Origin of the sequence: Candidatus Micropelagos thuwalensis, from assembly GCF_000469155.1 — a bacterium.
Classification (GTDB): Bacteria; Pseudomonadota; Alphaproteobacteria; order RS24; family RS24; genus Micropelagius; species Micropelagius thuwalensis.
Genome location: NZ_AWXE01000004.1, coordinates 734137 through 758260 on the forward strand (window position 1 = coordinate 734137; position 24124 = coordinate 758260).

General features: G+C 46.7%; 28 protein-coding genes and 3 tRNA genes. 18 read left to right on the forward strand and 13 right to left on the reverse strand.

What is annotated here, in order from left to right; genetic code table 11:
• Nucleotides 1-7: 7 nt before the first annotated feature.
• Both cmk and aroA read right to left on the reverse strand, forming a co-directional pair.
• Nucleotides 8-655 carry a (d)CMP kinase gene (gene cmk, locus RS24_RS08170; protein WP_021777737.1) on the reverse strand — a complete coding sequence of 216 codons (648 nt, stop codon included), beginning with the start codon at nucleotides 653-655 and terminating at the stop codon, nucleotides 8-10.
• Between the two features lie 18 nt (nucleotides 656-673).
• Complete coding sequence (aroA, locus tag RS24_RS08175; protein WP_021777738.1) at nucleotides 674-2041, reverse strand: 3-phosphoshikimate 1-carboxyvinyltransferase; 1368 nt, start codon at nucleotides 2039-2041, stop codon at nucleotides 674-676.
• Between the two features lie 119 nt (nucleotides 2042-2160).
• On the opposite strand from aroA, the gene RS24_RS08180 reads away from it, so the two are divergent.
• Both RS24_RS08180 and RS24_RS08185 read left to right on the forward strand, forming a co-directional pair.
• Complete coding sequence (locus RS24_RS08180; protein ID WP_038300992.1) at nucleotides 2161-2577, forward strand: TIGR02300 family protein; 417 nt, start codon at nucleotides 2161-2163, stop codon at nucleotides 2575-2577.
• A 105-nt stretch (nucleotides 2578-2682) separates the two neighbouring features.
• Nucleotides 2683-2758, forward strand: a tRNA-Ala gene (locus tag RS24_RS08185).
• A gap of 30 nt (nucleotides 2759-2788) precedes the next feature.
• Here RS24_RS08185 and RS24_RS08190 read toward each other — a convergent pair.
• The 8 genes from RS24_RS08190 to RS24_RS08225 all read right to left on the reverse strand — a co-directional run bounded on the left by RS24_RS08190 (nucleotide 2789) and on the right by RS24_RS08225 (nucleotide 7205).
• Nucleotides 2789-3004 (reverse strand): helix-turn-helix domain-containing protein, encoded by a 216-nt coding sequence (locus RS24_RS08190; RefSeq protein WP_021777740.1) that lies wholly within the window; start codon nucleotides 3002-3004, stop codon nucleotides 2789-2791.
• A 136-nt stretch (nucleotides 3005-3140) separates the two neighbouring features.
• Nucleotides 3141-3599, reverse strand: coding sequence for a PTS IIA-like nitrogen regulatory protein PtsN (gene ptsN / locus RS24_RS08195; protein WP_021777741.1), 459 nt, complete (start codon nucleotides 3597-3599; stop codon nucleotides 3141-3143).
• Nucleotides 3600-3658: 59 nt separating this feature from the next.
• A complete protein-coding gene (gene hpf, locus RS24_RS08200) occupies nucleotides 3659-4234 on the reverse strand; it encodes a ribosome hibernation-promoting factor, HPF/YfiA family (RefSeq protein WP_021777742.1) in 576 nt (191 codons plus the stop codon).
• Between the two features lie 53 nt (nucleotides 4235-4287).
• Nucleotides 4288-5067 carry an LPS export ABC transporter ATP-binding protein gene (gene lptB, locus RS24_RS08205; RefSeq protein ID WP_021777743.1) on the reverse strand — a complete coding sequence of 260 codons (780 nt, stop codon included), beginning with the start codon at nucleotides 5065-5067 and terminating at the stop codon, nucleotides 4288-4290.
• An 86-nt stretch (nucleotides 5068-5153) separates the two neighbouring features.
• Nucleotides 5154-5696, reverse strand: a complete 543-nt coding sequence (locus RS24_RS08210; protein ID WP_021777744.1) for an LptA/OstA family protein — start codon at nucleotides 5694-5696, stop codon at nucleotides 5154-5156.
• The gene (locus tag RS24_RS08215) at nucleotides 5689-6351 is read right to left on the reverse strand and encodes a Type IV pilus biogenesi protein (protein ID WP_021777745.1); all 663 of its coding nucleotides are present in this window, start codon (nucleotides 6349-6351) and stop codon (nucleotides 5689-5691) included. The genes RS24_RS08210 and RS24_RS08215 overlap by 8 nt, the downstream gene beginning before the upstream one ends.
• 24 nt (nucleotides 6352-6375) lie before the next feature.
• Nucleotides 6376-6990 (reverse strand): ribonuclease D, encoded by a 615-nt coding sequence (locus tag RS24_RS08220; protein ID WP_021777746.1) that lies wholly within the window; start codon nucleotides 6988-6990, stop codon nucleotides 6376-6378.
• 128 nt (nucleotides 6991-7118) lie between these two features.
• Nucleotides 7119-7205: transfer RNA gene (locus RS24_RS08225), tRNA-Leu, on the reverse strand.
• 174 nt (nucleotides 7206-7379) lie between these two features.
• Between RS24_RS08225 and RS24_RS08230 the strand changes: the two genes are divergently transcribed.
• The gene (locus RS24_RS08230; protein WP_021777747.1) at nucleotides 7380-8321 is read left to right on the forward strand and encodes a complex I NDUFA9 subunit family protein; all 942 of its coding nucleotides are present in this window, start codon (nucleotides 7380-7382) and stop codon (nucleotides 8319-8321) included.
• Between the two features lies 1 nt (nucleotide 8322).
• On the opposite strand, the gene RS24_RS08235 is transcribed toward RS24_RS08230, so the two are convergent.
• A complete protein-coding gene (locus tag RS24_RS08235) occupies nucleotides 8323-9123 on the reverse strand; it encodes an undecaprenyl-diphosphate phosphatase (protein WP_204365704.1) in 801 nt (266 codons plus the stop codon).
• Between the two features lie 148 nt (nucleotides 9124-9271).
• Here RS24_RS08235 and RS24_RS08240 point away from each other — a divergent pair, with 148 nt between their 5' ends.
• The 3 genes from RS24_RS08240 to RS24_RS08250 are packed head-to-tail and all read left to right on the forward strand — an operon-like array spanning nucleotide 9272 to nucleotide 11992.
• Complete coding sequence (locus tag RS24_RS08240) at nucleotides 9272-9949, forward strand: glutathione S-transferase family protein (RefSeq protein WP_021777749.1); 678 nt, start codon at nucleotides 9272-9274, stop codon at nucleotides 9947-9949.
• Nucleotides 9936-11141 carry a tRNA epoxyqueuosine(34) reductase QueG gene (gene queG / locus RS24_RS08245; RefSeq protein ID WP_420885952.1) on the forward strand — a complete coding sequence of 402 codons (1206 nt, stop codon included), beginning with the start codon at nucleotides 9936-9938 and terminating at the stop codon, nucleotides 11139-11141. The genes RS24_RS08240 and queG overlap by 14 nt, the downstream gene beginning before the upstream one ends.
• A complete protein-coding gene (locus RS24_RS08250) occupies nucleotides 11138-11992 on the forward strand; it encodes an SDR family oxidoreductase (protein ID WP_021777751.1) in 855 nt (284 codons plus the stop codon). Before queG ends, RS24_RS08250 begins: the two co-directional genes overlap by 4 nt.
• A 3-nt stretch (nucleotides 11993-11995) precedes the next feature.
• Here RS24_RS08250 and RS24_RS08255 read toward each other — a convergent pair whose 3' ends face one another.
• Nucleotides 11996-12829, reverse strand: coding sequence for an alpha/beta hydrolase (locus RS24_RS08255; RefSeq protein ID WP_021777752.1), 834 nt, complete (start codon nucleotides 12827-12829; stop codon nucleotides 11996-11998).
• A gap of 43 nt (nucleotides 12830-12872) precedes the next feature.
• On the opposite strand from RS24_RS08255, the gene RS24_RS08260 reads away from it, so the two are divergent.
• The 3 genes from RS24_RS08260 to infC all read left to right on the forward strand — a co-directional run bounded on the left by RS24_RS08260 (nucleotide 12873) and on the right by infC (nucleotide 15027).
• A complete protein-coding gene (locus tag RS24_RS08260; RefSeq protein ID WP_021777753.1) occupies nucleotides 12873-14069 on the forward strand; it encodes a glycosyltransferase family 4 protein in 1197 nt (398 codons plus the stop codon).
• Nucleotides 14059-14427: a hypothetical protein gene (locus RS24_RS08265; RefSeq protein ID WP_021777754.1), complete on the forward strand. Its 369-nt coding sequence runs from the start codon at nucleotides 14059-14061 to the stop codon at nucleotides 14425-14427. The genes RS24_RS08260 and RS24_RS08265 overlap by 11 nt, the downstream gene beginning before the upstream one ends.
• Nucleotides 14428-14490: 63 nt before the next feature.
• The gene (infC, locus tag RS24_RS08270) at nucleotides 14491-15027 is read left to right on the forward strand and encodes a translation initiation factor IF-3 (protein ID WP_038300807.1); all 537 of its coding nucleotides are present in this window, start codon (nucleotides 14491-14493) and stop codon (nucleotides 15025-15027) included.
• Here the strand turns inward: infC and RS24_RS08275 are convergent.
• Entirely contained in the window at nucleotides 15024-15908 is an 885-nt protein-coding gene (locus RS24_RS08275; RefSeq protein WP_021777756.1) for a glycerophosphodiester phosphodiesterase, read from the reverse strand. The genes infC and RS24_RS08275 overlap by 4 nt on opposite strands.
• A gap of 190 nt (nucleotides 15909-16098) precedes the next feature.
• Between RS24_RS08275 and rpmI the strand changes: the two genes are divergently transcribed.
• The 9 genes from rpmI to RS24_RS08320 all read left to right on the forward strand — a co-directional run bounded on the left by rpmI (nucleotide 16099) and on the right by RS24_RS08320 (nucleotide 24107).
• Nucleotides 16099-16296, forward strand: coding sequence for a 50S ribosomal protein L35 (rpmI, locus tag RS24_RS08280; RefSeq protein ID WP_008518754.1), 198 nt, complete (start codon nucleotides 16099-16101; stop codon nucleotides 16294-16296).
• 14 nt (nucleotides 16297-16310) lie between these two features.
• Entirely contained in the window at nucleotides 16311-16667 is a 357-nt protein-coding gene (gene rplT / locus RS24_RS08285) for a 50S ribosomal protein L20 (protein ID WP_021777757.1), read from the forward strand.
• Nucleotides 16668-16684: 17 nt separating this feature from the next.
• Nucleotides 16685-17791: a phenylalanine--tRNA ligase subunit alpha gene (gene pheS, locus RS24_RS08290; RefSeq protein WP_021777758.1), complete on the forward strand. Its 1107-nt coding sequence runs from the start codon at nucleotides 16685-16687 to the stop codon at nucleotides 17789-17791.
• Complete coding sequence (gene pheT / locus RS24_RS08295; protein ID WP_021777759.1) at nucleotides 17792-20206, forward strand: phenylalanine--tRNA ligase subunit beta; 2415 nt, start codon at nucleotides 17792-17794, stop codon at nucleotides 20204-20206.
• 98 nt (nucleotides 20207-20304) lie between these two features.
• Nucleotides 20305-22104 carry a translation elongation factor 4 gene (gene lepA / locus RS24_RS08300; protein WP_021777760.1) on the forward strand — a complete coding sequence of 600 codons (1800 nt, stop codon included), beginning with the start codon at nucleotides 20305-20307 and terminating at the stop codon, nucleotides 22102-22104.
• 42 nt (nucleotides 22105-22146) lie between these two features.
• Nucleotides 22147-22236, forward strand: a tRNA-Ser gene (locus RS24_RS08305).
• A 119-nt stretch (nucleotides 22237-22355) separates the two neighbouring features.
• Complete coding sequence (locus tag RS24_RS08310) at nucleotides 22356-22715, forward strand: hypothetical protein (protein ID WP_038300808.1); 360 nt, start codon at nucleotides 22356-22358, stop codon at nucleotides 22713-22715.
• Between the two features lie 46 nt (nucleotides 22716-22761).
• Nucleotides 22762-23562, forward strand: a complete 801-nt coding sequence (locus tag RS24_RS08315; protein WP_021777762.1) for a sterol desaturase family protein — start codon at nucleotides 22762-22764, stop codon at nucleotides 23560-23562.
• Between the two features lie 92 nt (nucleotides 23563-23654).
• Nucleotides 23655-24107 carry a methyltransferase family protein gene (locus tag RS24_RS08320; protein ID WP_021777763.1) on the forward strand — a complete coding sequence of 151 codons (453 nt, stop codon included), beginning with the start codon at nucleotides 23655-23657 and terminating at the stop codon, nucleotides 24105-24107.
• Nucleotides 24108-24124: the final 17 nt, after the last annotated feature.

Here is a 24124-nt window from a genome sequence, read left to right on the forward strand (position 1 = left end):
TTGGATTTCAGCCACCGATTGATGTAATCAGCTTCAGAGCCGCCTCGAATGCGTTTTCTATACCTAAATCTGAAGTATCTAGCAAGTGCGCATCTTTAGCCGGGCGTAGAGGGGCTATTGCGCGCTCCATATCTTTTTTATCGCGGGCAATCACAGCTTCCAGAATGTCGGCCTCTTTGAGTGAGGGGTCATTGACTGAAAGTTCAAGCCAGCGACGGTGAGCGCGGATTTCTGCGCTTGCAGTTACAAAAAGTTTAACCGGTGCATCCGGGCATACAAATGTGCCTATATCTCTTCCGTCCAATATGGCTCCGTCTTTTCCGGCTGGCGGGTTGGCGGCAAAATGACGTTGTAGGTCAAGAATACAGCTACGAACACCCTGATGGACAGCAACATCCGCTGCAGCTTGTCCAACTTCCGCACTACGGATGGCGGTATGGTCAATTTTATCAATATCAAGTTTTTGTGCCGCTTCGAGAGATTTTTGCGAGTCGGTAGGGTCATCCTGTGCTTGTAAAACAAGCAAAGCAACCCCCCGATATAAGGCTCCGGTATCAAGACAAGCGAAATTAAAATGGCTCCCCAGCTTTTTGGCAAGTGTGCCTTTGCCGGCGGCTGCCGGTCCATCTATAGCTATGGGTGAGGGGTAAGACATGTTTACTATTTCCAGCTATTAAGAGATAAACTTTGCGCCCAACGTTCCCATAAGTTCAAAGAAATTAGGGAAACTGGTGGCAATCATGCGTGAGTCGTCAATCCTTATCGGTTTTTCGGAATTCAGACCTAGCACCAGAAAACTCATGGCAATGCGGTGATCAAGATGGGTTGTGATGGGGACATTATCCTGCAAGCCGGGAACGGGACCATCACATCCTTCAATCACCAGATCATCTTCGCCGTCAGTGACTGTCACGCCACACAGCTTCAGCCCATCGGCAATAGCAGCGAGCCGGTCACTTTCCTTGACCCTCAATTCTGCCAGACCGTGAAGATGTGTGGTCCCTCGCGCACAGGCTGCAGCCATGGCAAGAATAGGAAATTCATCAATCATATCGGGCGCTCTTTCGGGCGGCACATCAATGCCGATCAACTCTGAACCTTTTACAATATAATCGACGACTTTCTCACCGGCGGCGTCGCGCATATTCACTTCTTCTATTTTGCCGCCCATTTCCTTCAAACAATCCCACAGGCCACTTCGATAAGGGTTGACCATGACATTGTTTAAACGAATTTCTGCCCCGTCCGAGAGCAAACCTGCAACCATCGGAAACGCTGCAGAGGAGGGGTCGCCCGGTACGTTTATGGTTGTAGCTAATAATTCTGTCTCGCCTGTCAGTTCAATTCGCCTGCCTTTAACGAGACCTTTTCCTTCTGGCGTGGATGAAATTTTCGCGCCGAATAAGGTGAGCATTCTTTCTGTGTGGTCACGCGTAGATTGTTTTTCCGTCACTGCAGTTATGCCTGGCGCGCCCAATCCGGCAAGCAAAATGCAGGACTTCACCTGTGCAGATGCAACAGGAAGAACATAATCAATCGGTAAGGCTCTTTGGGGGCTGGTCAGTGTTAAGGGTAATTGTCCTCGTGCCACGCCATGAAATTCAAAAACTGCACCCATTTGCTCTAGTGGTTCTGTCACTCTTCCCATGGGGCGGCGAGAGAGAGACTCGTCACCAACGCATTTAGCCGTGACCGGGCAGCCTGTCATGGCGCCGAGTGTCAGCCGAATGCCTGTACCAGAATTCCCAAAATCAAGTGCTTCGTCTGGACTGGTCAGACCTGAAACCCCTCGGCCTGTGACTTCCCATGTGCCGTCTGCCTGCCGAACGGTTTGAGCGCCCATGGCCTGCATAGCTTTACCTGTTGCCAATACATCTTCGCCTTCAAGCAGTCCGTGGATTTTGGACGTGCCGACAGCCAGCGCCGATAAAATGAAACTTCGATGGGAAATTGATTTATCCCCAGGCAGCTGAATTTCACCACGTAAGGATGCCTTTAAGCGTTCTGTGGTGACTGGCTGAGGTGTTTCTTTGTTTTTCATGTCGGCAGTTTAATATTCAATGATGTTAAGAAAAATTAAAAATTCAATATATTAGCTTTTGACAGGGGCTTATCCTTGTGGCAATGGAAAAAAGTGGAATTCTTGTTGGAGTAATAAAAGTGTCCAAAGAAGTTTCTAAAGATAAACTTGGTGTAAAGCGCATTTGCGGTTCTTGCGGTGCAAAATTTTATGATTTGGGTAAAACCCCAATCATTTGCCCTAAATGTGGTACCCCTTATGAAGAAATAGCTTCGCCTAAACCGTCTGCACCCATTGCGCCGTTTAAAGAAGCGCCTGAGGTTGAAGAGGTTGCGTTGGAAACAGACGAAGCTGCTGAGGCCGATGATGTTGAAGTCATTGCGGATGATGACACGACTGTCTCCTTGGAAGACTCAATTGAGGACGATCTCAGTGAAGACGATGACGATGAACTTGATGAACTCAAAGAGTTTGATGAGTTTGAAGAAGACTTTGATGATGACGAAATCGATGATGATGATGGCGATGTCACCCTTATCGACGATAATGAAGAATAAGCTTTTTTGTTATCCTGAAACCGTCATAAAATCTTCTTGATTGACACAGCTAAATTACCTAAGTTCCGCACAATCTTAGACGGCATGATTTTGCATTCTGTCTCGGGGGCCATAGCTCAGTTGGGAGAGCGCTTGCATGGCATGCAAGAGGTCGGCGGTTCGATTCCGCCTGGCTCCACCATATTTCTTTTACAGTCCGGTTTATCTAGCTTTAAAATAGCTCAGCAATATCAACCCTGAATGTATCGGCTATCTTTTTGATGTTCTCAAGTGAGATATCATGTTCCCCGCGTTCAACGGCGCCAATGTAAGTCCTGTGCAAACCACACTCAAAAGCGAAGTCTGCCTGTGACCAACCTTTTTCGGTTCGTAAGGCTCTGACACGCGCCCCGAATATCTTTTTAATAATATTCTCAAAGGCTTTCATAACGTCATCAAAATATTCTGATGACTTTATATCTACAGACTTTATGTATCAATTAATTATCCAAAGTTTGATAGGAAATGACAGAAAATTATAATTGTGCATCCTTTTTATAGTCTCAAGGATGACATTAAAAAAACTAACTGGTGATATCTGGGTCGGTCAGCAAGGCATAAATGGCATCAGCTTGGGTGGCATTTCTAATTCTTTTGACAACACTTTCGTCCCGCATAAGGCGAGAAATGGTTGCTAAAGCCTTGAGATGTTGAGCCCCTGCCGTTGTTGGCGCGAGCAATAAGAAAATAAGATCTACCGGCTCCTGGTCAATGGCATCAAAAGGTACCGGACGCTCCAGCAGTACAAAAAAACCAATAAGCTCCTGCAGAGCTTCATTTTTACCATGTGGGATGGCGACTCCATGACCGACACCTGTCGAACCGAGTTTTTCGCGAGCAAGAAGAGTGTCCATAAGGTCATGGGCATCAAGTTGCGTATGTTCGGCTGCAAGTTCTGTGAGAAACTGCAATATCTGTTTTTTTCCAGATGCCTTTACGCCCGCTAAAACGCGGTCAGGGCTTAAAAATTCTGACAATAGCATCGCTTAGATAGACTCGAGTCTTCCTATATGCTGGTTATAAGCTGGCTTTAAACCTGCAATTATTTGGCATTTTCCTCAGGGTCAATCCAACCGATATTCCCGTCGGGACGACGATGGACGATGTTCAGCCTACCGTGACTGCCGTTTCTGAAAATCAGAAAATCCTCATGCGATATTTCCATTTGCATGACGGCTTCACTTACGGAGAGTTCTGGCACAGAAATACTGTCCTCCGCAATAGTAATTGGTGACCATTCTTCGGGTAATTCTTCATTTTCCGGTTCAGGTGCGATGATGCGTGCCGTCGCATTCTGCTGTTCTACACGCTTACCACCTTGAATATGGTGGTTTTTCAAGCGTCTCTTATAACGACGTAATTGTTTTTCGGCTTTTTGCAGGGCGGTATCAAAACAGGCATAAATATCATCATTATCGCCGCTGGATTTAATCAGCAGGCCCGAGTCGAGATGAATTGTACAATCTGCCCGAAAAAAATGTCCCTGTTTGGAAAATATAATATTTGTCTCCGCACCACGCTCAAAATATTTGCTGATTGATGCTTCAATATTTTTTTCAACATGATTTCTGAGCGCCTCGCCAGTATCGATATGCTTACCGGTGATTTTTATTTGCATTTTTATCTCCTTTACGCTTCTCGTTTAAATCTAAATGTTCAAATTTATGAACGTTAAAGTTCAAATGCTTCGCCAAGATAGAGCCTACGAGCATCATCATTTTTGATTATCTCTTCTGGCTTCCCATCGGTCAGCACATGACCGTCATGAACAATAATTGCCCTGTCGATAATACCCAATGTTTCGCGCACATTATGGTCAGTAATCAAAACCCCGACACCCCGATTTTTCAACATTGAGACAAGTTCGCGAATATCATTCACTGCGATCGGATCAATGCCCGCAAATGGTTCATCCAGCAATAAATAAGATGGGTCAGTTGCCAGCGCACGCGCAATTTCCACACGCCTTCTCTCGCCACCGGATAAAGATACGCCTTTGTGATGGCGCAAATGTTCAATTGCAAATTCCGTGAGCAAGTTTTCGAGTTTTTTATGTCGCAACTCTATATCCGGCTCAATGACTTCCAAAATGGCTAAAATATTATCTTCAACAGAAAGCCCACGGAAAATTGAAGCTTCTTGAGGCAAATAACCAATGCCGAGCCGCGCGCGGCGATACATCGGAAGGTCGGTAACATCCTCACCATCCAGCAGGATGCGTCCGCTGTCGGCAGGAATTTGCCCAGTAATCATATAAAAGCAGGTGGTTTTGCCGGCACCGTTAGGGCCTAAAATTCCAACAGACTCGCCGCGAGAAACTCTCAGCGAAACGTCGCGAACGACTGGTCTTTTGTCAAAAGATTTACCAATACCTTGCACGATCAGCCCTGAAGAGCTGTCGGAAAAATTTGTCGTCAATTTGGTGTCGTTTGTTTTGTTTTGTGCGTCCAACAAGAAATACCTCAATTAAAGTCTAGCCAATCTTGGCAAATGTACAAGTCTCTGCTGGCTGATTAATTTGTACCGATTTTATGAAATTATTTTTGGACTGGTGTAAAGACGCCGCGCACTCGACTGACTGATTGTTGAGGGTCTGCGGTCAACGTGCCGATACCGGTCAATGTGTCGATAATCAATTTGCGCCCCTGAAGCTTGTTGCCATTTTGGGTCAGGGTCACATTATCGCCCATGGTAATAATTTTTTTACCAATTTCATAATTAGCCCAGTCGCCATTTGCTTGCTGACCATTGTCTGAAACAATCATAACATTTCCACGGACATTGATGTTACCGACTTGTCCTCTTTGATTTTCTATAATTGCTTTATCACTATGCAATAAAAGTGGGCCCTGTGACGCCTTCACATTACCGCTTAAAATAGCCTGCCGCCTGCCAGTTTCACTGTCTAGTTCAATATCAAGCCGGTCAGTTTTGAGAGAAATTTCTGCCTTGGCATCTGTTTTGAACAAGTGACTTGAGCTTTTCTGTGCACTTGCCTTCATGTCGGTTATGCCAATAAGAACCGCGCCGCATATTATCGGAAGCATCACTGCATTTAGTTTTCCAAGGATGCTATTCATTGCGTGCCTCCTGTTTTTGCGGGGTAACGCGAATAGTGACGTCGCCGATAAATGAAATGAGATGCGCATCGGGCTTTAAAACCATTTTGTCCGCACGGAAACGACCAATAGGGCCTTTTCCAATGACTTCATTATCTGTATAGGCTGACCTTTTTTCAAAATCCACATTCAAATCTCGCATATCCAAGTGGTACCCGTTTGAGGTGATCAGAGAAACTGGAAGCGTGTCACCCTTCAGAATTTTTTCAGAAAGGACGAGCTTTTTTTGTGCTCTCAGCATGTCGCCTTCGGGGGCAACCAGCTCGATTAAAACATTCTCCCGGCTTGTCATTGAGGCACGGATCGTGTCGAGATAAACCCATCCCGGATAAGCTAAATCCTCCCTTGCTGATGCCGCAGACAGGTCAAATGGTTCACCATTTTCACTTGAGTCAGAAAAGACGGGGTTTTGAATGACCACCCCTTGATTTGTAAGGGCGGCATTTTCGAATCTGATTGGCGTATTCGAGTTATTGGGTCGAATGAGAAGAAAGATGACCACCATTAAAAGGCCAGCCGTCACCGGCAAGACAATTCTTAATTGCCTAACTCTTCTGGAATGTCGCTGGGAACTGGACTCTATATCTCGTTTTTGGTGCGGGGGGGTATCGGTCATGCTCGATTATTTTGTTCCCACACTTTAATGGTGCGAGAAAATATCCATATCTTCCCAGCCGGCAATATCCATAGCCGCGCGAACCAGAACAAAATCGAAGCACGCCATGGCCATATCCAGCCGCCCCTCGCGTTCCAAGATTTTTGTCAGCTCAAGTTGAAGTTGGTGCAGGTAAAGCACATCGGATGCCGCATATTGGAGCTGAGCGTCACTTAACTCATCCGCCCCCCAATCTGAACTTTGTTGTTGTTTAGACAGATCGACACTCAGCAACTCGCGACACAAATCTTTCAAGCCGTGGCGGTCGGTATAGGTGCGTGCCAGTTTAGAGCCGATTTTTGTGCACCATAAAGGCGCACAATGAACTCTAAGATAATGTGCGATAACCGCGACATCAAAACGGGCATAATGAAAAATCTTAACCACATTGCGATCGCCCAGCAGTTTTTTCAGATTTGGTGCTTCATAGGTTTCTCTGTCCAGTTGGACGATATGCGCCGTCCCGTCACCGGCTGAGAGTTGAACCAGACACAGCTTGTCGCGCAATATTTTCAGGCCAAGGGTTTCAGTATCCACAGCGACACTGCCTGAAAAGGTGACATCGTCCGGCAAATCGCCTTTGTGAAACGTAATACTCATGAGTCAAAACCTTCCTGATATTTGCGGGTAAATCAGACTTTTATAATCGAAACTTTATAACAGTGTTTTGCTGTCAGGTCATCTTACAGGTAAGAACTAGGTGAAATTTCCAGTACAAAACTGAGAAATGGTGCCCAGGAGAAGACTCGAACTTCCACGCCCATACGGGCACTAGCACCTGAAGCTAGCGCGTCTACCAATTCCGCCACCTGGGCTTTAACAGGGGCAAATCCAGAGGTTTTGATTAAGCCGCAGGGTAGGACTTGTCAATCGGTTTTCCCTATTTCCAGCGGGGGCTGAATTCATGCCCTGCGACAACTCTTTTCTCGACCTAACCCATCAATTCGGATAATAAAGTCTTGCTAGGTTTCGTATTAAACGAGGTATTTATGTCCCGGACAGTCAGTTCCGCTTCACCTGTTGTTACCGTCTTTGGTGGCTCCGGTTTTCTAGGTCGTCACATTGTGCGCGCGCTCGTAAAACGCGGCTGGCGCTTACGTGTTGCCGTTCGCCGCCCCAATGAAGCCTTGTTTTTGAAAACTGCCGGTGCTGTCGGTCAGGTAGCGATAATGCAAGCGAATATTCGCGACGAAGCAAGCGTGCGTAAAGCTGTTAAGGGCGTGGATGCCGTCGTCAATCTGGTGGGTATCCTCTATGAAACCGGAAAGCAGAAATTTTCTGCCGTTCAGGCAGAAGGCGCGCGCACCGTCGCACAATCCGCCGCCGATGAAGGTGTCCAAAAATTTGTACAGCTTTCTGCCATTGGTGCGTCCTCTGAAAGCGAGGCGGCCTATGCCCAAAGTAAAGCCGCCGGCGAAGCTGCAGTCCTCGAGGCTATCCCGCAGGCGGTGATTTTACGCCCGTCCATAGTTATTGGCCCTGAAGATGACTTCTTCAACCGATTTGCCAAAATGGCGGCATTGGCGCCAGCTTTACCTTTGGTAGGGGGCGGAGAAACGCTTTATCAACCTGTCGCCGTTCAGGATGTCGCGCAAGCCACTTGTGAGGCGTTAGAAAACCCTGATTGTGGTGGCAAAATATATGAGTTGGGTGGCCCTGATATTTTTAGTTTTAAAAATTTGATGGAAATCATGTTGCGCCATACGGGGCAAAAAAGAATTTTGGCACCATTGCCGTTTTTCGCGGCGCAACTTATTAGCCGTTTCACACAGTTTCTCCCAAACCCGCCATTAACACCTGATCAGGTGATAATGCTCCGTTCTGATAATATTGCAGATGATAATTTGCCCGGTCTGGGCGATTTAGGTATTGCGCCAACACCCATCGAGTCGGTCTTGCCGCATTATCTTTCCCGCTTTAAAAGCCGCTAAACTACAATATGTAAAGCAGAGATGCGCCAAGAACCAGGCGGTATAGCACGAATGGCAAGAGCGAGAGCTTTGCCGTCATTTTCATAAACAGATGAATACTTACCAAGGCCGTTGCGGCCGCAAGCACAGCTGCCAGAGCCGCATTCCCCATTAAAGTCAAATCACCTGCAACGATTAAATCCATAAGACCCAACCCTGCGAAAATGACAATGACAGGTATGGACAATAACATAGAAAATCTGGCGGCATCCTGTCGGGTGCATCCTAAAGTCCGCGCTGCCGTTATGGTCACCCCAGCGCGACTGGCGCCCGGAATAAGAGCAAATATCTGCGCACATCCAATAATCGCCGCACCCCGCCATCCCGTTGCCGCAACCGAGATATTGGATTGTCGAAAATGATCAGCGAGAAATAGCGGAAGAGCAAAAATAATTGTCGCCCATGCAACAACTTTCGGGTCTCTCAACAGATCTATCCATCCGGTTAGAACCAATAATGCGCCGACGGGGAGTATCGGGAGAGTTGCGATAATAATTTGAATGGCCGCGGATTTGTTTTCACAGGGTTTTTTCGCGCTTTGAGGGCTTAGAATTTCTATCCCGCCGTGGAGCAGTCGGAGGACATCATGTCTGAAATAAATCATAACTGCTAACAATGTCCCTGCATGAACAGCGACATCAATGATAATACCTTGGTCAGGTAAATCAGTCAGGCCATGCAATAGGTTGAGATGACCTGAAGAACTGACAGGTAAAAACTCCGTAACACCCTGAATGATGGCGAGTAAGAAAATTTGGGTCATTGACATCTGACTAATTTAACCGCCTTATTGTGTCTCTTGTAAGTGCGGGACGGGTTGTCCCCCTCATACCTGACATATTGAAACCTAATATATTGAAATTCATATTTTAATACATACAATAGTTTAACTTGTTTGGCTGGTGAAGTTTATGGCGACCCTTTTTCATAATCCGCTTTGTCCGTTTTCTCGGAAAATCCGCTTAATCATGGGTGAGAAAAAATTCGCTGCCGATATGGTTGAGGAACGACCATGGGAGCGGCGTCTGGATTTCTTGATGCTTAACCCCTCCGGCGAAGTGCCCGTACTCGAAGGTGAGGTGGGGACGATTGCAGGTCATTATGCAATTTCAGAATGGCTGGAAGAAAAAGGAGGTGCTGCCAAACTTTTTCCCGATAGCGGTCTGGGGCGTGCGGAAGTCCGACGTTTAATATCCTGGTTTGATGATAAGTTTCATAAAGAGGTGGGCAGTCTGATTATCCATGAAAAAATTGATCGCCGCTTCATGAACCATGAACAGGGTGGCGGCACGCCTGATATGGAAAATGTCAGAATCGGTTTGCATAATCTCAAAATACATCTTGAATATATTTGCTATCTTCTCTCGCAACGCGACTGGCTCGCCGGACAGGAATTGAGCCTTGCCGATATCACTGCGGCGGCGCATTTATCCTGTCTTGATTATACGGGTGATGTTGTATGGCGCGAATGGCCTGATGCCCGTGAATGGTATGCCAAACTGAAGTCACGTCCAAGTTTCCGCAGCCTGTTATCCGATCACCTTGCCGGTCTTCGCCCGGCGAGCCATTATACTGATCTTGACTTCTAAGATTGAAAACCACGCGCATATTGATGCACCTGAAGACCTGACGCGTCTTTTCAGAGATATAGCTCATGCTGAAGGATTTGATGCCGTTGGTTTTGTCAGCCCTGATGCCATTCCCGAGGCCGCGACACGCCTGCATGAATTTATCAGTGCGGGAAGACATGGTGATATGGATTGGATGGAGACACACCAGACACGACGAGAAGCGCCACTTAATCTTTGGGCCGATGTAAAAACCGTCATTATGCTTGGCATGAATTATGGCCCTGACACCAATCCGCTGGATGCGTTGGAGGTCAAAGAAAAGGGTGTGATTTCCGTATATGCGCGTGGGCATGATTATCATGATATCATTAAGAAGAAATTGAAAAAGCTGGCGCGGCGGCTTGTTGAGGAAACCGGCGGGGCAGTGAAAGTATTTGTCGATACAGCGCCAATTATGGAGAAACCACTCGCGGAAGCCGCCGGACTAGGGTGGCAAGGCAAGCATACAAATCTTGTCTCTCGTACTTTTGGTTCGTGGCTTTTTCTTGGGAGTATTTTCACCACTTCTGATTTGCCAAAAGACACGCCTGAAATTGATCACTGTGGGAGCTGTTCGGCGTGTCTCGACATTTGCCCCACTGACGCGTTTCCCGAACCCTATAAACTTGATGCGCGGCGGTGTATTTCTTATCTGACGATTGAGGCTAAATCTCAAATCCCGCTCGAGTTTCGTTCTAAAATGGGCAACCATATTTATGGCTGTGATGATTGTCTAACTGTTTGCCCGTGGAATAAATATGCCTCTATCAGCCGGGAAGCCAAATTGCACGCGCGTACAGAGCTTACGGCGCCTGATTTGTTAACGCTTGTGAAATTGGATGACACCAATTTTCGAGCTTTGTTTCGTGCCTCGCCCATTAAACGAACAGGGCGGGACAGATTTGTGCGCAATGTCTTAATTGCTATTGGTAATGCGGCGGGGGCGGCAAACAACGCGCAGAGATTAAAATATCTCACAGCCATAGAAAGCCGCTTGGCGGATACGGCACCGCTTGTGCGTGGCATGGCGGTCTGGGCGCTTGGCCAATATCTTTCCGCTGATGACATGAAATCCCGAGCGACCAATGTTTTGTCTGACTCCTCATCAGGTGTTGTTTCCGCTCAGGAGATGGATGAAACTGTGCGGGCTGAATGGGAGTTCTGGTTATGAATCTCTTTTGTTTCGGGTTGGGCTATTGTGCGGATTATTTGTCTGCCAAATTGATAAAGCAAGGATGGCAGGTTTCTGCAACCTGCCGGACATCAGAAAAAGCAGCTGTGCTGGAAGCATCGGGTATTCGCCCTGTCTTGCTGTCAGGAAAAAAAGTAACGGTTACTGATTTAGGTAAAGCTGATCATATCTTGATTTCGGTGCCGCCTGAACAAGATGGCAGTGACCCGGTTTTAAATTTTGCTGGGGCGGCATTGGCGGCTCTTCAAGACCAAATAAAATGGGTGGGCTATCTTTCTACAACCGGTGTCTATGGTGATCATCAAGGTGCATGGATTGATGAGGAAACACCTGCTGGCTTGTTGAGTGAACGTGGGCAGCGACGGGTTGCGGCGGAAGCGCAATGGGCGGCGACTGGTTTGCCGATGCATTATTTCAGGCTGGCGGGGATTTATGGCCCAGGGCGTAACAGTCTACGTGCGTTACAAAACGGAACGGCACGCCGCGTTGTGAAACAGGGGCAGGTTTTTTCTAGAATTCATTTGGCAGATATTACGCGTATCCTTGAAGCCTCAATGGCAAACCCCAATGCCGGACGTGCCTATAGTGTTTGCGATGATACACCAGCGCCGCCACAGGATGTTGTTACCTATGCTGCCGAACTCATGGGTGTTTCCCCCCCGGCATTGCAGGATTTTGCGACGGCTGAACTGAGCCCAATGGCACGGAGCTTTTATGGAGAAAATAAGCGTATCCGTAATAACAGAATTAAAGAGGAACTCGGTGTATCTTTAGAATACCCCGATTATCGCGCTGGCCTGTCAGCGCTCTGGGAAAGTGGGACATATTAGGTTTTATAGCTGTATCTGGTCGCATAGCCGCGACAGTGTTGACGTTAGCAGGGTAATGTTTTCCGGCTCTGAAAGGCTGTGGTCACCCTGTTCGACAAAAGTAATCTCTACATCCTTACTTTCCAAAGCGCCGGCGAGTTCGAGAGATAAAGACCAAGGCACTGAGTCATCCAAGCGTCCGTGCAATATTCTCACCGGACCTTCAAATTCGATACCTTTTTCAAGCATGAGATATTTTGCACCATCCTCAATCAGGTTGCTGGTGATGGGATAGCCTTCATCATCATAATCTGACGGCATGTAACAGACGCCTTTGCTATCAAGCTCTTTCAACATGGTCTGATCGAAACGCAATCTCATTAATTTATCTGTCATATCCACAGCCGGTGCGATAAGAACAAGCGCGGCGATATTGAGTGGTTTTTGGCAAGCTGCCATGAGAGACAGCCAACCCCCAAAACTGGAGCCAACGATAATCTGTGGGCCGTTGGTAAGTTCCGAAATGATAGAGAATACATCTTCCCGCCAAAGCGAGACCGTGCCGTCAATAAAATCACCTTCTGACCGACCATGACCAAAATAATCAAAGCGTAAAAAGTCTCGTTTTTCAGATGCACACCATGCGGCAAGAGCTTCCGCTTTTGATCCATCCATATCGGATTTAAAGCCGGTAAGAAAAACGACGCCCGGCCCCGGATTACTCCCTTTTTGTTGCCTGTAAGCTGTTCTAAAATTTTTGATGTTTTCGTGATGGTCGGCAATTGCCCGGTCAAGGAATTTGACACTCGTATCATTTACGAGATCATCATCTTTGTGATTTGGCATATCTTCTGGCATTTAAAGCGTGTCCACTGGTCGATGATACATGTTATAGAAAGTTATGACTTCTATTACTGGCACAGCACCAAATATCCTGCAAATTATTCCGCGTCTTGACGGTGGCGGGGCTGAAGCAACGACGCTGGAAATTACTAAAGCTCTTACGGCGGCGGGAGGCAGGTCGGTCGTTGTCAGTGAAGGCGGAAAGTTATCAGATTCAATTATTGCGGCGGGGGGCGAGATAATTAACGCGCCTGTTGCATCCAAAAACCCCTTTATTATTTATCAAAATATCAATCGGTTGGCTCGGATTGCTGAGGAACAGAATATCGATATTCTCCATGCTCGTTCTCGTGCTCCGGCTTGGTCCAGTTTATGGGCGGCGCAAAAAATTGGTAAGCCTTATCTGGCGACTTATCACAGCAAAGTGCATGATAACCCGAAGTTAAAAATTCTATACAACTCAGTCATGACCAGAGGTGTGCGGGTGATTGCTAATTCTGAATTTACTGCTGCGCGCATCAGAGCAGTTCACAAGATTGCATCTGAAAAAATTGCGATTATCCCGCGCGGCTGTGATCCAGCCCGATTTGACCCGGCGCATATTTCTGATGCTGACATCAAAAAGCAACGTGCGGCATGGGGTGTGCAGGATGGCGAATTTGTCATTCTGTGCCCTGCACGATTGACACGCTGGAAAGGACAAATGGTTTTATTGGATGCCGTGGCGCGTTTGCCCGGCAATTTTCGTTTGATACTGACAGGGGATACATCCGATAAAACCGGTGCAGAAAGTCGCTTTGCGAAAGAGTTGAAAGCACGCGCTTTGGAGGCCGGGTTGAGTGAAAAGCTGGTTTTTGCCGGGCATGTTGCAAATATGCCACTAGCTTATGCCGTTGCCGATTTGGCTGTTCTCCCGTCTCTTGACCCTGAACCTTTTGGGCGTACGGCGGTAGAAGCTCAAGCGGCAACTTTGCCAGTGATTGTATCGGATGCAGGTGGGTTTCGTGAAACCGTAAGAGAGGATGATGCGCTATATGACAGCGATACCAATCGGACTGGCTGGCGTGTGCCGTCAGGTGATGTGGATGCCCTCGCTGACAAATTGCAAACTGTAACAAGTTTAAGTCATGATGCGTTATCCGCTATCGGTCAGGCGGCACGCCTGTGGGTTATGGAAAATTTTACGACCGAAAAAATGTGCGTGCAAACTTTGCAAATATATCAGTTAGTTATTCGCGATTATCATGGCGCATAATCAATCTGCTAAGCGTCGGATACTTAAAGAGCCTGGGGGCGTATTGGTCATACTTCTTGACCTTCCTGATACTGAGATAGAGTCGACCATCACACGCTTTTTGGATGATGCGAACATAAATTCTGTTACCGTATTGGCTTTACCCCGGCAAAAAAATCATGTGGCACTTGCCGATGAGGTCTGGTGGTTGGAACGGCTGGGACCGTTTGGCTTAATTGCAATGTTACGCCGCATTTCATGGCGGCGGTTTGAAGCCGTTTACCAACCTCATCAAGCGGCAAACAGAAGTGGGTATTCATGGCTGAGGTTTTTCATTTTGCCCCGACCTATGTGGCACAATACATCTTATCCTGCTTGACTTCCTTGTCAGGTCGCCTAAACATTCAAACATATTTGCTGAAACATCAGAGGAGATTGAAAGATAGTTCGCAGACCTTTACAGGCACCTCCGTCCCGAGAGGGACCTCGTGTTAACAATATGATTCCCCACCCCGAAGTTATGGTGATTGATGCTGCTGGTGAAAAAAGAGGTGTTCTTTCATTGGAAGATGCGCTTTCGGTAGCTGAAGAGTCTGGACTTGATCTCGTGGAAGTTTCCCCGAATACATCCCCACCTGTATGCAAGATAATTGATTACGGCAAGCTGAAATATCAGAACCAGAAAAAAGCCAGCGAAGCCAGAAAAAAGCAAAAGACAGTTGATATCAAAGAAATCAAAATGCGTCCGAATATCGACACGCATGATTATGATGTCAAAATGAGAAGTGTGAATAAGTTTTTAACTGCTGGCGACAAGGTCAAAGTCACAATGCGCTTTCGCGGACGTGAAATGATGCACCATGAACTTGGCATGGAAGTGCTTAATCGCGTACGCGATCATTTTGAGGAAGAGGCTAAAGTTGAAGCCGCCCCTAAAATGGAAGGCCGTCAGATGGTTATGGTTCTTGCGCCGCGCTAATTTTCCTCACTGGCCCACTGTCCTATTTTTAAAGCGATATCCGGACGATCGGTTATTATGCTGTCTACTCCAAGGTCGTGCAGCCGTTTCATTTCGTTAGCTGTGTTGACAGTCCAGGCATATATCGCCAGACCTTGATTATGAGCGAAAGCGGCGGTTTCGGCGGTGATGTCGCCATACCACGCATTCCAAGCGTTCAGATGTGATTTTGTACCTGCTTTTGTTGCCAACTCATTCATCTTTTCAATGTGACGCTTAATCAAAGTCGTTGCTTTTCCGGCATCCTCCTGGCGAGAAACAGGCAGGGTGGTGAAACCAAGCGGCGTGTCGGGCAGCAAGCTTGCCAAATGTGTCAGACACCGCCAATCAAAACATAAAGTAACGATATTTTCCGGGTTTATGTCTACAATCTGGTGGGCAAATATGCCAGTACGGTTGCGGCAGGCCGCATTGGAGGTTGCCGCCCCTTCTGTTTTGATTTCAGCCATTAAGAAGGGCGTTTTCTCATAAGTGGCATTCATTTCCAGTACTTCGGAAAATTTAGGGACGTGAAGACCCTGAAAATCTCCGCGTTCTGGGTGTTTTTGACGAATTTCGGAATGGTCGCGGCAAACCCCTACCTCAAAATTTGCCAATTCTTTGCATGTCAGGTCTTCGAGCTTCATGGGTGGAAAAGCTTCAGGTAACCACTCACCGTTCCGACGAGTCGAGTCAGCGCGGAGAGTGGCATCATGATGAACAACCAACACATCATCTTTTGTAAGTTGTAAATCCAGCTCCATGCCGTCGCATCCAAGCCTTAAAGCCTGATCGAATGCCATAAGCGTGTTTTCAGGCCATAAGCTTGCACCGCCACGATGAGCAATAATGCGCGTTTTCATCAATCATCTTCCTTTTACTGAAGTTTAAGGGGTCATCAGGGGCTTGCAATCTCTTGCCAGACGGGTATAAAACGTCATTCAGGACGGTCCGGCTGAAGGGCTGCCGTGTCTGTCCGAAATGCAAACCCGGTAAGGCTATATCTTTATAACGTCGTTATATCATGTGGTCGCCGTATATTAGGAGAGCAAAATGCCCAAAATGAAAACCAAGAGTGGTGCCAAAAAGCGTTTTAAGCTCACCGCCTCCGGTAAAGTTAAAGCCGGTCAGGCAGGCAAGCGCCATGGCATGATTAAACGTTCCAATAAGCAAATCCGTAATTTGCGCGGCACGGATACATTGTCCTCACCGGACGCCCGTACCGTTAAAAAATATATGCCATATGGCTGATAGGAGAGTTTGATATGTCACGAGTAAAACGCGGAGTTACCTCCCACGCACGTCATAAAAAAATCCTTGATAAAGCCAAAGGTTATTATGGACGTCGTAAAAATACCATTAAAGTTGCCAAGCAGGCTGTTACCAAGGCGGGGCAATATGCCTATCGTGATAGACGTGTCCGCAAGCGCAATTTTCGTAGCCTCTGGATTCAGCGGATAAATGCTGCTGCGCGTCAACACGGCCTGACTTATGGGCGTATGATTGACGGTCTGACCAAATCCGGCGTCGAAATTGATCGTAAGGTTCTTGCGGATCTGGCTGTTCATGAGCCGGTTGCTTTTGAAGCTCTGGTTGAGAAAGCCCGCGGAGCGTTGCAATAAGCAACGACAAAGAAGCTATGGCTGATCCAGCAACAGATCCGGCCAGCCTCGAAAAAGAGTTTTTGGCTGCTATAGAAAACGCTTCCACGCTTTCGGAGCTTGAGGAAGTGCGTCTTGCTGCGCTTGGAAAAAAAGGTCGCGTTTCCGAACTTTTAAAAAGTCTTGGTGGCATGACGGCTGAAGAGCGCCAAGAACAAGGGCCGATTATAAATGGCTTAAAGCAGACATTGTCACAAGCTTTGGATCATCGTAAATCTTCTTTGGAGATAGAAGCGCTTAATATCCGACTGGCGGCTGAAACAGAGGATGTCACGCTTCCAGTGCAACCTAGGGCCTTGTCGGATGGGCGTCTTCATCCTATCAGCCAGGTCACGGAAGAAATCGTCACGATTTTTGCGGATATGGGTTTTTCGGTTGCCGAAGGGCCGGATGTGGAAACGGATTTCCATAATTTCACAGCGCTTAATATTCCCGAGTCGCACCCTGCGCGCCAGATGCACGACACATTCTATTTTGAAGAAAATGAAGATGGTGAGAGGCTGCTGCTACGGACGCATACCTCGCCTGTTCAAATTCGCACAATGGAAGCTGGTGAGCCACCATTCAGATTTATTGCACCCGGACGAACATATCGCTGTGACAGTGATCAAACGCACACGCCTATGTTTCATCAGGTTGAGGGGCTGGTTATCGACAAAGATACACATCTCGGTCATCTGAAATGGGTTTTAGAGACTTTCCTGTCTGCTTTCTTCGAGGTGGATGGCGTTGGGTTGAGACTGCGCCCAAGTTATTTCCCCTTTACTGAACCGAGCATGGAAGTTGACGTGCAATGTGCAAGGGCGGGCAATGAAATTCGTATTGGTGAAGGCACGGACTGGATGGAAATTCTAGGTTGCGGCATGGTACATCCGAATGTTTTAACGAATGTCGGCATTGACCCCGAGGTTTATCAGGGCTTTGCCTTTGGTATGGGTATAGACCGTCTTGCCATGCTGAAATATGGTATGCCGGATCTCAGAGCCTTTTTCGATGCTGATTTACGATGGCTTCGTCATTATGGTTTCTCCGCTTTGAATGTGCCGACTTTGCAACGCGGCCTCTCAGTTGATGAGGGGATCTAGATGAAGTTCACGCTCGACTGGTTACATGACCACCTTGAAACCGACGCCAATCTGGACATGATTTGCGATACTTTGAACCGCATCGGTTTGGAGGTTGAAGAAGTCATCAATCCTTCCGCAAAACTTGTAGGTTTTGAAGTGGCAGAAATTGTGTCAACTGAACAACATCCGGATGCTGACCGGTTGAAAATCTGTACGGTTAAGAGTGGTCAGGGAGAACAAAAGCTGGTCTGTGGTGCGCCTAATGCCCATGCTGGCCTTAAAGGTATTCTTGCTAATGAAGGCGCGGTTATTCCTGCCAGTGGCATGGTTTTGGGAAAGGCTAAAATCCGTGGTGTTGAAAGTCGCGGTATGATGTGTTCACTGGCTGAGTTGGAACTGTCTGACGATCACGACGGCATTATTGAATTGCCAGAAACTGCTGTCGTTGGTACGCCGGCGGCGGAAGCGTTGGGGGATAACGGATTTCCAATTGATCCGGTGATTGAAATCGCTATTACGCCTAATCGCCCTGATTGCCTCGGCGTGCGTGGTATAGCCCGTGACCTTGCGGCGGCGGGTCTGGGTTCGCTCAAGGCCGATACGGTTCAGCCAGCCCAATCGGATTTTGAAAGCGAAATTAATATTAGCGTCACGACGCCGGATTGTCCTGTCTTTGCCGGACGCGTTATACGCGGTCTGAAAAATGGTGTGTCCCCAGATTGGTTATCAGCCAGATTGCAGGCGATTGGGCAACGTCCGATTAATACGCTTGTTGATATTACCAACTACATATCTTTTGATCGTGGGCGCCCCTTACATGTTTACGATGTGACCTATCTTTCCGGTACGGTTATGGCGCGGGCAGGCCAGATAGGTGAAAAATTCACCGCGCTTGATGATGAAAGCTATGAGATTAATGAGAATGATTGCGTCATTGCCGATGATAAATCCGTTTTGGGTTTCGGTGGTGTTATGGGGGGGCTTGAGTCCGGGGCGCGTGAGGCTACAACTGAAGTTTTGGTTGAGAGTGCCTGGTTTGAGCCTGTCGCCGTTGCAAATACAGGCCGCCGCCACGGTATAGACAGCGATGCACGTTACCGTTTTGAGCGCGGGGTTGATCCTCAAACAGTTTTGTCTGGTCTGGATCAGGCGGTTCAGATGATCACGCAACTTTGCGGCGGTGAGGTGTCATCTTTAATAAAAGCTGGTGATGTGCCGGACAAGCAACAAGAAATAGCGTTTGACCCTGGGCGCGTGAAATCACTAACTGGAATTGATTTAACTGACGACAATATTGAGGATATTCTTCTTCGACTTGGTTTTGACGTCACCCGTCATGATAAAAAATGGAAAGTGAAAGCGCCAAGCTGGCGTCCGGATGTGCATGGTTCCGCCGATCTTGTTGAGGAAGTCACCCGCATTTATGGTCTTGATAATGTGCCGAGCGTGCCATTATCAAGTGACGCAAATATCACTCAGGCCATACAAACTCCACAACAAACGCGCACCGCATTAGCGCGTCGGGTTATGGCTGGTTCTGGTCTGACGGAAGCCGTTACATGGTCATTCATTGCCGAAACGGACGCTTTAAAATTTGGTGGACATCTAGATTTGAAACTCGCCAATCCGATTTCTTCAGAACTGTCCAATATGCGCCCATCGCTTTTACCTGGCTTGTTGCACGCCGCCGGACGTAATGTCGCGCGCGGGCTGTCGGATTTTGGTTTGTTTGAAGTTGGGCAGGTTTTCTCGGGTGCTACGCCAGGCGCGCAAGAAACGGTTGTTGCCGCACTCAGATATGGTCATGTGAAACCGCGGGACTGGTCCGGTAAGGCCGAACCTCTTAATCTTTTTAATATTAAGGCTGATGTACTAACCTTGTTGTCTGCTTATGGTGTTCAGGCTGAGTCCCTGCAGGTTTTGCGCGATACGCCCGACTGGTATCATCCGGGTCAGTCAGGCATTGTGTGCCGTGACCCGCGAACGCCCTTAGCACGCTTCGGGGCATTGCATCCGGCGTTGCTGAAAGACTTTGATCTCAATAGGCCAGTTATGGTTTGTGAAATTTTTCCAATGGCAATTCCAATGCCCAAGAAGAAACCTTCGCGCAGCAAACCCGTTTTGTCTTTGTCACCTTACCAAGCTGTGCGTCGTGATTTTGCATTTGAAGTTGCCGCTGATTTACCTGCCGATAAGCTCATTAAAGCAGCAAGAGGTGCAGATAAAAAATTGATTTCAAATATCGTTCTATTTGATGCTTTTATGGGTGCCTCCGAAGGTGGAAGTGCGCTGGGAGAGGGCATGAAATCGCTTGCGATTGAAGTTACGCTTAGTCCGATGGAAGCGACCTTGACCGATGCTGAAATTGAGGCGGTTGCAGATAAAATTATTCAAGCTGTAGAAAAGGTAACAGGTGGGAAACTCCGCCGATAATCCAGAAACAACACCCCTTTGAATTTGATGATTTGACGCATTGGCGGTGCGCTGACGCAGTGCTATATCACACCAATGATACAGATTGTGACCCGAAAATGACCAAACAAGAAAATATCCGTAACTTTTCCATTATTGCCCACATTGATCATGGAAAATCAACCCTTGCTGACCGCCTCATACAGGTGACGGGGGGGTTGTCTGATCGTGAGATGCAGGAGCAGGTGTTGGACAATATGGAATTGGAACGCGAGCGCGGGATTACGATTAAAGCGCAAACTGTTAGGCTTGATTATACTGCCGCAGATGGTGAGTTGTATCACCTCAATCTAATTGATACGCCCGGTCACGTCGATTTTGCTTACGAGGTAAATCGCTCATTGGCGGCGTGCGAAGGCTCTTTGCTCGTAGTGGATGCCAGCCAGGGTGTCGAAGCGCAGACTCTTGCAAATGTCTATCAGGCAATTGAGGTTGATCATGAAATTGTTCCTGTGCTCAACAAGATAGACCTCCCTGCTGCTGAGCCGGCGCGTGTTAAGCAGCAGGTTGAGGATGTTATCGGGCTTGATACTGAGAACGCTTTAGAAATTTCTGCCAAGACGGGTATTGGCATTGAGACGGTCCTTGAAGCAATAGTTACACAATTACCGCCGCCTCAGGGAACATCCGACGCCGCGCTTAAAGCCATGCTGGTGGATAGCTGGTATGATCCTTATCTTGGGGTTGTGGTGCTGGTGCGGGTTATTGATGGCGTTATGAAAAAAGGCCAGAAAATCCGCATGATGTCGAATGGTGCTTCTTATTTATTAGACCGCGTGGGGGTGTTTCGTCCGAAACAGGAAAGTGTCGCCCAACTCGGTCCGGGCGAAATTGGTTTTTTCACCGCTGCCATTAAAGAAGTTGCAGATACCCGCGTCGGGGATACAGTTACGGATGATCGCCAGCCATGTGAGGTGCCACTAGAGGGCTTTAAGCCATCCCAGCCGGTGGTATTTTGTGGCTTATTTCCCGTCGATAGCAGTGAGTTTGAAGATTTGCGCGATGCGATGGGGAAGTTACGCCTTAATGATGCGAGCTTTGAATTTGAAATGGAGACCAGTGCCGCTTTGGGGTTTGGTTTCCGGTGCGGGTTTCTTGGTCTGCTGCATTTGGAGATAATCCGCGAACGTATTGAACGCGAATTTGACATTGACCTGATTACAACTGCGCCATCTGTGGTTTATCACTTGCACATGAATGATGGTGAGATGATTGAGATGCATAATCCTGCCGATATGCCGGATGTTGTGAAAATCGAACATATTGAGGAGCCTTGGATTAAGGCGTCAGTTCTTGTGCCGGATGAATATATGGGCGCGGTTTTAAAGCTATGTGAAGACCGGCGCGGACGGCAGTTAAATATGAGTTATGCCGGTAGCCGCGCTATGCTGGAATATGCTTTGCCTCTAAATGAGGTTGTTTTCGATTTTTACGACAGACTTAAATCTGCCACCAAAGGTTATGCCAGTTTTGACTATAGTGTGACAGGTTATGAGCAGGGCGATTTGGTGAAGATGTCCATTCTCGTCAATGCAGAGCCTGTTGATGCGCTGTCAACGATTGTTCATCGTGAGCGGGCAGAGAGTCGTGGGCGTGCCATGTGCGAACGTTTGAAAGACCTCATCCCCCGGCATTTGTTTAAAATTCCGGTGCAGGCAGCGATTGGCGGCAAGATTATTGCGCGTGAGACGATTGCGGCTTTGCGTAAAGATGTGACGGCTAAATGTTATGGCGGTGACGCGACACGTAAACGTAAGCTTCTGGATAAGCAGAAAGAGGGTAAGAAGAAAATGCGTCAATTCGGTAAGGTGGACATCCCTCAGGACGCGTTTATCTCTGCATTAAAAATGGATGATTAGGGTTGTTTTTCCAAAAGCCCTAGCTATAAATGCACCTTCTGGGGACAGGTGGCCGAGTGGCTGAAGGCGCACGCTTGGAAAGCGTGTAGGCGTTAACGCGTCTCGAGGGTTCGAATCCCTCTCTGTCCGCCATACTCCCTAATCAAATTTTTTTATTCACAATAAATTTTTTTTAAAAAAATAGGGAATATTTTTTGCAAGTGTTATCATCATTTAAATCAATTGATTTTTATTTAAATATGAGGTGATGCATGATGTCTTTAAAAAGTTTCCCCCTTTGTCTTGCCTTTTCTGCGGCATTACTGGCTGGTTGTGCATCGGGTAGTTCTAATGCTTCGGCTAAGAAAGATTTCCTTGATCAAAATGATATAGCAAAGAATTTCGAAGCCGGTTTCGTTGAGGGATTGGAAGGAACTATTATCCAACGACGTTTAGACGCTCTAGAAAAAATGGCCCAGCTTTGTGGTCGTAATAACTACCGTATAACAAATATGGATGAAACTAATGAAGGCAACATGAATGTTGGCGGCCCGGAACCAGTTGGTGACGGTATGGTTCTAGTGAGTGAGAGTATAATTAAATTCCGCTGGGAATTTGTGTGCAATAATTAGATTAATCACTAGAAACTAAATTGGGATATACTAACTATTAAGAGTTATGTTTGATTATTTCCTTCATTATGAACCTCAATTCCGACTAATAATATTTGTTAGTACTTTTATAATAATTTTTTCATGGGAATTACTAGCAAAGAAAAGATCCTCTGAATTTAGTGTAGATAGAACACTAACGAATTTCTTGCTAATGCTAATTAACTCGCTGGCACTTCGTCTTGTAATGCCAATTCTTGCTATTGAACTTGCTTTTCAACTAGAGACAAAGGGCTTTGGAATTTTGCAACAGATAGCTTTACCTGAGTTTGCCATCTTTTTAATCAGTCTAATTTTACTAGATTTAGCTATTTATATTCAGCACGTGATTTTTCATAAAGTACCTTTTCTTTGGCGCTTTCACCGAGTACACCACGCAGATACTGGCTTTGATGTCACAACAGGAGTTAGATTTCATCCTGGTGAAATAATTTTTTCTATGTTCTATAAATTGATCTTAGTGCTGTTATTAGGCCCTTCTGCTGCCGCAGTTCTTATGTTTGAGATTTTATTGAGTTCCTCTTCGCTTTTTACACATGCTAATGCTCGCATGCCAAGAAATATCGATATTTTATTGCGATGGTTTATTGTGACACCGGATATGCATAGAATACATCACTCCGATCAAACCGATGAGGCTTTAACAAATTTTGGTTTTAATTTAAGCCTATGGGATAGATTATTTGGAACTTATCGCCCTGATCCTAATTATGACCATATAGATATGAAAATAGGTACGCGAAATATTCCTGCTAAAAAAGCTTCGTCTATTTGGTATATGCTTATTTCACCAGTCTATAAAAATTAATATGCAATGATAATGGTTTTACACTCTCACCATATCATTCTAGGTTCATTTAAGAGCAATTTATTTTAAGTCCTATCCTCAAAGGGTGTTTGATGTTTTTAAACCATAAAATTCCACCACCAATCGTCACGCTAATATTTATTGGACTTATTTATTGGTCCACTAATTATGCAGCTGCAGATACTTTTCCATTTCAAGATTTTATTTCTTTAGCAATTTTATTAATTGGACTGGGGTTTATGTTCTTTGGAGTAAGAGAGTTCAAAAAACTTCAAACAACTGTTAACCCTTTAAATCCAGAGGCGGCAACATCCCTCGCTACCGCTGGTGTTTTCAGTGTCACTCGTAATCCGATGTATCTTGGAATGTGCTTTATATTATTGGCGACCAGCATTTTTAGTGGTGCCTGGTTGGGTCTGCCACTTATTTTTATTTTTATGGCCTATATAACCTTGTTTCAAATTCTTCCTGAAGAAAGAGCTATGAAGGATTTATTTGGAGAAAAATTTGAAGTTTACAAAGCAAGTGTTCGCATGTGGATATGAACCTTTTTTTGAGATTA